At 62.9% G+C, this 6,930-nt stretch carries 9 protein-coding genes; all 9 read left to right on the top strand.

Going from position 1 to position 6,930, the window contains the following annotated elements:
• Positions 1-1,029 (top strand): helicase-related protein (locus RMO40_RS16150; RefSeq protein ID WP_309723591.1); only part of this gene is annotated, 1,029 nt, incomplete at its 5' end.
• An 8-nt stretch (positions 1,030-1,037) separates the two neighbouring features.
• Positions 1,038-1,517, top strand: coding sequence for an arsenate reductase/protein-tyrosine-phosphatase family protein (locus RMO40_RS16145; protein WP_309723594.1), 480 nt, complete (start codon positions 1,038-1,040; stop codon positions 1,515-1,517).
• Positions 1,518-1,677: 160 nt separating this feature from the next.
• Positions 1,678-2,211, top strand: a complete 534-nt coding sequence (locus RMO40_RS16140; RefSeq protein WP_309723588.1) for a Fe-S cluster assembly transcription factor — start codon at positions 1,678-1,680, stop codon at positions 2,209-2,211.
• Between the two features lie 27 nt (positions 2,212-2,238).
• Positions 2,239-3,453 (top strand): IscS subfamily cysteine desulfurase, encoded by a 1,215-nt coding sequence (locus RMO40_RS16135; RefSeq protein ID WP_309723586.1) that lies wholly within the window; start codon positions 2,239-2,241, stop codon positions 3,451-3,453.
• Positions 3,454-3,474: 21 nt separating this feature from the next.
• A complete protein-coding gene (iscU, locus tag RMO40_RS16130; protein ID WP_047484366.1) occupies positions 3,475-3,861 on the top strand; it encodes a Fe-S cluster assembly scaffold IscU in 387 nt (128 codons plus the stop codon).
• A gap of 1 nt (position 3,862) precedes the next feature.
• Entirely contained in the window at positions 3,863-4,186 is a 324-nt protein-coding gene (gene iscA, locus RMO40_RS16125) for an iron-sulfur cluster assembly protein IscA (protein WP_296689542.1), read from the top strand.
• A 66-nt stretch (positions 4,187-4,252) separates the two neighbouring features.
• On the top strand, positions 4,253-4,771 hold the full coding sequence (hscB, locus tag RMO40_RS16120) for a Fe-S protein assembly co-chaperone HscB (RefSeq protein WP_309723581.1): 519 nt from the start codon (positions 4,253-4,255) through the stop codon (positions 4,769-4,771).
• Between the two features lie 8 nt (positions 4,772-4,779).
• A complete protein-coding gene (gene hscA, locus RMO40_RS16115; protein ID WP_309723579.1) occupies positions 4,780-6,636 on the top strand; it encodes a Fe-S protein assembly chaperone HscA in 1,857 nt (618 codons plus the stop codon).
• A gap of 3 nt (positions 6,637-6,639) precedes the next feature.
• Positions 6,640-6,930 (top strand): ISC system 2Fe-2S type ferredoxin (gene fdx / locus RMO40_RS16110; RefSeq protein WP_309723576.1); only part of this gene is annotated, 291 nt, incomplete at its 3' end.

The following is a 6,930-nucleotide window of genomic DNA, read 5'->3' as shown; positions in this document are numbered from 1 at the left end:
CTCGACGAATCGCACGTGTTGATCGGCCAGCTGGGCGGCATGTACAACGGCGACCGCGCGCGCAAGACTACGCTGGTCGAGTACGGGTTCCGCCTGCCGTCGGCACTGGACAACCGGCCTCTTAAGTTCGAAGAGTTCGAGAAGAAGATGCGCCAGGTGATGTTCATCTCGGCGACGCCGGCGAACTATGAAAAAGAGAACTCCGGGCAGGTGGTCGAGCAGCTGGTGCGGCCCACCGGCTTGATCGACCCCTTGGTCGAAGTTCGGCCGGCCACCCACCAGGTCGACGACGTGCTGCAAGAAATCCGCGACCGTGTTGACAAGAGCGAGCGTGTGCTGATCACCACGCTGACCAAGCGCATGTCGGAGCAGCTCACCGACTACCTGGCTGACAACGGCGTGAAGGTGCGTTACCTGCACAGCGACATCGACACGGTGGAGCGTGTCGAGATCCTGCGTGACCTGCGCCTCGGCACCTTTGACGTGCTGGTCGGCATCAACTTGTTGCGCGAGGGGCTCGACATTCCGGAGGTGTCTCTGGTGGCCATCCTCGATGCCGACAAGGAAGGCTTCTTGCGCTCCGAGCGTTCGCTGATCCAGACCATTGGCCGCGCGGCGCGCAACATCAACGGCAAGGCCATCCTGTACGCCGACAAGATCACCGACTCGATGAAGATGGCGCTCGGCGAAACCGAGCGCCGCCGCACCAAGCAGATCGCACACAACCTCGAGCAAGGCATCACGCCGCGCAGCATCCAGAAGCAGGTGCGCGACCTGATTGACGGCGTCTACTCCGAAAAGACCAAGGGCGAGCAGCGCGACATGGCCGCTGCAGCCGTCGAAGCCTTGTCGGAGAAAGACCTCTCCAAGCGCATCAAGCAGCTTGAAAAGCAGATGCTTGAACACGCGCGCAACCTGGAGTTCGAAAAAGCCGCTCGCGTGCGCGACCAGCTGGCGATGCTGCGCGAGCAAGCCTTTGGCGCTCCGGGCACAGACAACATCGTGGCCATCCAGGGGGGAGGCAAGTGAAGGTGTTGATGGTTTGCATGGGCAACATCTGCCGTTCGCCCACGGCTGAGGCGGTGCTGCGACACAAGCTCAACGCAGCGGGCCTGGGAGACACAGTCACGGTCGACTCGGCCGGGACTCACGGCTGGCACGCCGGGTCGCCCCCCGATTCGCGTTCTGTGGCCCATGCGCAGCGTCGGGGTTATGACCTGAGCGCCTTGCGGGCGCGTGAGGTAAGTCCGGCCGATTTCGAGCAGTTCGACGTCATCCTGGCGATGGATCTGGACAACCTGTCCCTTTTAGAGAGGCAGTGCCCTCCCCCATATCGCCCCAAGTTGGGGCGTCTGATCCAACACGCCCGCGTGCACCAGACAGACGTGGTTCCTGACCCTTACCAAGGCGGCTCCGCCGGCTTCGAACACGTTCTCGACCTGGTTGAAGACGCTTGTGACGGCTTCGTGGCGCTTTTGCTCCGAGAAAAGCTTGTTCGCAGCAGGGGAACTTCCTGAGCCAATGCCGACCGAAACAGTAGGCTTCAGCTATACTTGAGTAAACCTGTCGGAATCAACCAAGGGTTATCCCGCCTTACCGGCGGGGCTCGACAAGCGTGAAACCACCGCCGATCGCTTTCATTGATTTTGTGCTGTCACCGGCACCAAGGAGGATTTCATGCGTCTGACCACCAAAGGCCGTTTTGCCGTTACCGCCATGATCGATCTCGCCTTGCGCGAGAACACAGGCCCCGTCGCGCTGGCTGCGATCAGCGCCCGCCAGCAAATCTCGCTGTCTTACCTTGAGCAGCTGTTTGGCAAGCTGCGCCGCCACGAATTGGTTGAAAGCACCCGTGGCCCGGGCGTCGGCTATTCGCTCGGCCGCAAGTCGGAAGAAATCACCGTGGCCGACATCATCGTCGCCGTCGACGAGCCCATTGACGCCACCGGTTGCGGCGGCAAGGAAAATTGCATGGGCGAAGACTCGGGCCGTTGCATGACGCACGACCTGTGGGCCGCCCTCAATTCCAAAATGATCGAGTATCTCGACTCGATCTCACTGCGCAAGCTGGTCGAGGAGCAGCTGGCCAAGGGCGTCTCGATCGAAGAGCACCCGGTCAAACGCGCGATCTCGACCCAGCCGGTCGTCAAGCCGATCAAGATCACCGCGCCCAATTCCGTCTTTGCCTTGGGCAATGCCTTCACCAAGTAACTTGTTGTTCGCCTTATCGCCATGGACATGAGCCCGCACTTCCCGATTTACATGGACTATGGCGCCACCACGCCGGTCGACCAGCGCGTGGTGGACGCGATGATTCCGTGGTTGCGCGAACATTTCGGCAATCCGGCGTCTCGCAGCCATGCCTGGGGTTGGGAAGCGGAGGCCGCCGTCGAGAAAGCGCGTGAACAAGTCGCGAGCCTGGTCAACGCCGATCCGCGCGAGATTGTCTGGACGTCGGGCGCCACCGAGTCGATCAACCTTGCCCTCAAAGGCGCGGCTCAGTTCTACAAGACACGCGGCAAGCACCTCATCACGCTGAAAACCGAACACAAGGCCGTGCTCGACTCCATGCGTGAGCTGGAGCGCCAGGGCTTCGAGGTCACCTACCTCGATGTGCAGGAAGACGGCCTGGTCGATCTCGAGAAATTCAAGGCGGCGCTGCGCCCGGACACCATCCTGGTGTCGGTGCTCTTCGTGAACAACGAGATCGGCGTGATTCAAGACATCACCGCCATCGGCACGATGTGCCGCGAGCGCGGCATCATCTTCCACGTTGACGCCGCACAGGCCACTGGCAAGGTGGCGATCGACCTGGCCACGTTGCCGGTCGACCTGATGAGCCTGGCCTCGCACAAGACCTACGGCCCGAAGGGCATTGGCGCCTTGTACGTGCGCCGCAAGCCACGTGTGCGCATCGAAGCGCAGATGCACGGCGGCGGCCACGAGCGCGGCATGCGATCGGGTTCGTTGGCCACGCACCAGATCATCGGCATGGGCGAGGCCTTTCGCATCGCGCGTGAAGAGATGGGCGTCGAGAACGAGCGCATCCGCATGCTGCAGCAGCGTTTGATTGCCGGGCTGTCCGGCATCGATCAAACCTTCCTCAATGGCCACCCGACCCAGCGTGTGCCGCACAACGTGAACATGTCGTTCAACTTTGTCGAAGGTGAGTCGCTGATCATGGGCATCAAGGGCATTGCCGTGTCGTCGGGCTCGGCCTGCACCTCCGCCAGCCTGGAGCCCAGCTATGTGTTGCGTGCCCTGGGTCGAAGCGATGAACTTGCGCACTCGTCGCTGCGCATGACCATCGGTCGCTTCACGACCGTGGAAGAAATCGATTACGTGATCACCACGCTGAAAGACCGCGTGGCCAAGCTGCGCGAGTTGTCGCCGTTGTGGGAGATGCACCAGGACGGCATCGACATCAGCACGATCCAGTGGTCGGCGCATTGAACCAGATATTGGAGAACTGACATGGCTTACAGCGAAAAAGTGGTTGAGCATTACGAGAACCCGCGCAACGTGGGTTCGTTCGAAAAGGGTGACGACACCGTGGGCACCGGTATGGTCGGCGCACCGGCCTGCGGCGACGTGATGAAGCTGCAGATCAAGGTCAACCCGGTCACGGGCCTGATCGAAGACGCCAAGTTCAAGACCTATGGCTGCGGCTCGGCGATTGCATCGAGCTCGCTGGTGACCGAGTGGGTCAAGGGCAAGTCGCTCGATGAAGCGCTGACGATCAAGAACACCCACATCGCCGAAGAGCTGGCGCTGCCGCCGGTGAAGATTCACTGCTCCATCCTGGCTGAAGACGCCATCAAGGCGGCCGTGAACGATTACAAGGCGAAGAAAGCACATTGAAATGGCGGTCACGCTGACAGAAGCTGCGGCACGCCATGTGTCTCGCTACATCACCAAGCGCGGCAAGGGCGTTGGAGTGCGCCTGGGTGTCAAGACCACCGGCTGCTCGGGCCTGGCCTACAAGCTCGAATACGCCGACGACGTGGCACCTGAAGACGTGGTCTTCGAAGGCCATGGTGTCAAGGTGTTGATCGACCCCAAGAGCCTGCCTTACCTCGACGGCACCGAGCTCGATTTTGTGCGTGAAGGCCTGAACGAGGGCTTCAAGTTTCACAACCCGCGTGAAAAAGACCGCTGCGGTTGTGGTGAATCGTTCCGGGTCTGAGCCCGGGCTGTCTCTTGCAGGCGCGGCTTCGGTCGCGCCTTTGTTTTTTGACGAATCGAGATTGTCGTGAAGCTGGACGACGACGACTTCACCCTGCTGGGCCTGCCCCGGCGTTTTGCACAAGACCGCCCGCTGGTCGACGCGCGCTGGCGTGAGCTGCAGGGCCAGGTGCACCCGGATCGGTTTGCCGCCGAAGGTGCCGCGTCGCAACGCATTGCCATGCAATGGGCGGTGAGGGTGAACGAGGCCTACCAACGTATGAAAGACCCGCTCAAGCGCGCAGCCTACCTGTGTGAGCTGAACGGCGCGGCGATCAACTCCGAGAGCAACACTGCCATGCCGTCGGGCTTTCTGGTGCAGCAGATGGAATGGCGCGAAGCCCTCGACGAGGCCACCTTGCTGAGCGACATCGAAGCACTGTCCGATACCGTGACCACCCACCGCAGGCAGGCGCTGGAGCAGCTTCGGGTCACCCTCGATGAGCAGCGCGACTACAGCGCCGCGTCGCAGCAGGTCAGAGCCCTCATGTTCGTAGAGCGCTTTGCCAGCGACGTCGATGGCCGCCTGGAAGCGCTGGGACAATAGACACCACCATGGCCTTGCTTCAAATTTCAGAACCCGGCGGCAGCCCCGATCCGCACCAGCGCCGCATTGCGGTTGGCATCGACCTGGGCACGACGCACTCGCTGGTGGCTGCGGTGCGCAGCGGTGTGGCCGAGTGCCTGCCCGATGCCAGTGGCCACGTGATCCTGCCTTCAGCGGTGCGCTACCTTGAAGGTGGCCGCCGCCAGATCGGCCACGACGCCTGGATGGAAGCCGCCACCGACCCGCGCAACACCATCGTCTCGGTCAAGCGATTCATGGGCCGCGGGTTGGCCGACATCGTGCAGCGCGAGAAGCTGCCGTATGACTTTGTCGATGTACCCGGCATGGTGCAGCTGCGCACGGTCGACGGCATCAAGTCACCCGTCGAGGTGTCGGCTGAAATTCTGGCCACCTTGCGCTACCGCGCCGAAGACACCTTTGCCGATGACCTGTTCGGGGCCGTGATCACCGTCCCAGCCTACTTCGACGACGCACAGCGACAAGCTACCAAGGATGCCGCGCAACTGGCCGGCCTCAACGTGTTGCGCCTGATCAACGAGCCCACGGCCGCCGCCATCGCCTATGGCCTGGAGAACGGCTCGGAGGGCCTGTACGCGGTGTATGACCTCGGCGGCGGCACCTTCGACATTTCGCTCTTGCGCCTGAGCCAGGGTGTGTTCGAGGTGGTGGCCACCGGCGGTGACTCGGCGTTGGGGGGTGATGACTTCGATCGCCTGCTTGCCGATTGGGCCTTGAGCAAAAGTGGGCAGGAAGCCACCACGCCACAAGACAAGCGCGCCGCGCTGGTGGCGGCTCGGGCGGCGAAAGAAAAACTCTCGGCCACCGACCATGCCACCTTGGCTTGCCCGCTGGCGAGTGGTGAGCTCTCGGTGCGGGTGACGCGCGCCGAGTTCGAGTCGCTCACACACGAGCTGGTCAGCCGCACCCTGGGCGCGTTGCGCAAGGTGCTGCGCGACGCCAAGGCGGCCAAGGACGATGTGCAAGGTGTGGTGATGGTCGGTGGCTCGACCCGCATGCCGCAGGTGCAGGCGGCGGTGGGCGAATTCTTTGGCAAGACGCCGCTGACCAACCTCAACCCCGACGAAGTGGTCGCGCTGGGCGCCGCCATCCAGGCCAATGCGCTGGCCGGCAACGCGGGGGCCGACGAGTTGCTGCTGCTCGACGTGATCCCGTTGTCGCTGGGGCTGGAGACCATGGGCGGCCTGGTCGAACGCATCATCCCGCGCAACAGCACCATCCCCACGGCGCGCGCGCAAGACTTCACCACCTTCAAAGATGGCCAAACCGCCTTGGCCATCCACGTGGTGCAGGGCGAGCGCGAGCTGGTGAGCGATTGCCGTTCGCTGGCGCGCTTCGAACTGCGCGGCATTCCGCCGATGGTGGCGGGCGCGGCGCGCATTCGCGTGAGCTTCCAGGTCGACGCCGATGGCTTGCTGGCCGTGAGCGCGCGCGAAGAAGGTTCGGGCGTGGAGGCTGCGATCACCGTCAAGCCGAGCTATGGGCTGTCTGACGATGAAGTGGCACGCATGCTGACCGAGAGTTTCACGACCGCTGAAGTCGACATGCGCGCGCGCAGCCTGCGCGAGTCGCGTGTAGAAGCCGAGCGCATGCTCTTGGCCACGCGCGCCGCGTTGGTGGCTGACGGCGACTTGCTCAGCGCGGAGGAGCAGGCCAGCATTCAGGGGTTGCTGGCGTCAGTCGAAACCATTCAACTGAGCGAAGACCACGCTGCGATCGACACAGCGGTCGAAGCCCTGGCCAAAGGCACCGAAGCCTTTGCTGCCGAACGCATGAACCGCGGCATCCGCCAAGCGCTCGCTGGCCGGCGCGTCGAAGAAGTCTGAACCATGCCCATCATCAAGATACTCCCCCATCCCGAGTACTGCCCGAATGGTGCGCAGATCGAGGCCACCCCAGGGACCTCTCTTTGCGAGGCCCTGCTGGAGCACGACATCGAGATCGAACACGCCTGCGAGATGAGTGCGGCTTGCACCACCTGCCATGTGGTCGTGCGCGAAGGTTTCCAGTCGTTGGGTGAGATCGACGAGGTCGAAGAAGACCTGCTCGACCGGGCATGGGGTCTGGAGCCCACCTCGCGTCTCTCATGCCAGGCCATCCTGGCGCAGGAGGGCGTGACC

The sequence above is a fragment of the Rhizobacter sp. genome (genome assembly GCF_031412075.1).
GTDB lineage: Bacteria > Pseudomonadota > Gammaproteobacteria > Burkholderiales > Burkholderiaceae_C > Rhizobacter.
Note: the sequence above shows the minus strand (reverse complement) of the source record. Positions and strands in the feature narration are given on the sequence as shown.

Coding starts and splice junctions, on each gene's coding strand:
- RMO40_RS16145 (WP_309723594.1), top strand. CDS start 1,038: ATGGTTTGCATGGGCAACATCTGCCGTTCGCCCACGGCTGAGGCGGTG.
- RMO40_RS16140 (WP_309723588.1), top strand. CDS start 1,678: ATGCGTCTGACCACCAAAGGCCGTTTTGCCGTTACCGCCATGATCGAT.
- RMO40_RS16135 (WP_309723586.1), top strand. CDS start 2,239: ATGAGCCCGCACTTCCCGATTTACATGGACTATGGCGCCACCACGCCG.
- iscU (WP_047484366.1), top strand. CDS start 3,475: ATGGCTTACAGCGAAAAAGTGGTTGAGCATTACGAGAACCCGCGCAAC.
- iscA (WP_296689542.1), top strand. CDS start 3,863: ATGGCGGTCACGCTGACAGAAGCTGCGGCACGCCATGTGTCTCGCTAC.
- hscA (WP_309723579.1), top strand. CDS start 4,780: ATGGCCTTGCTTCAAATTTCAGAACCCGGCGGCAGCCCCGATCCGCAC.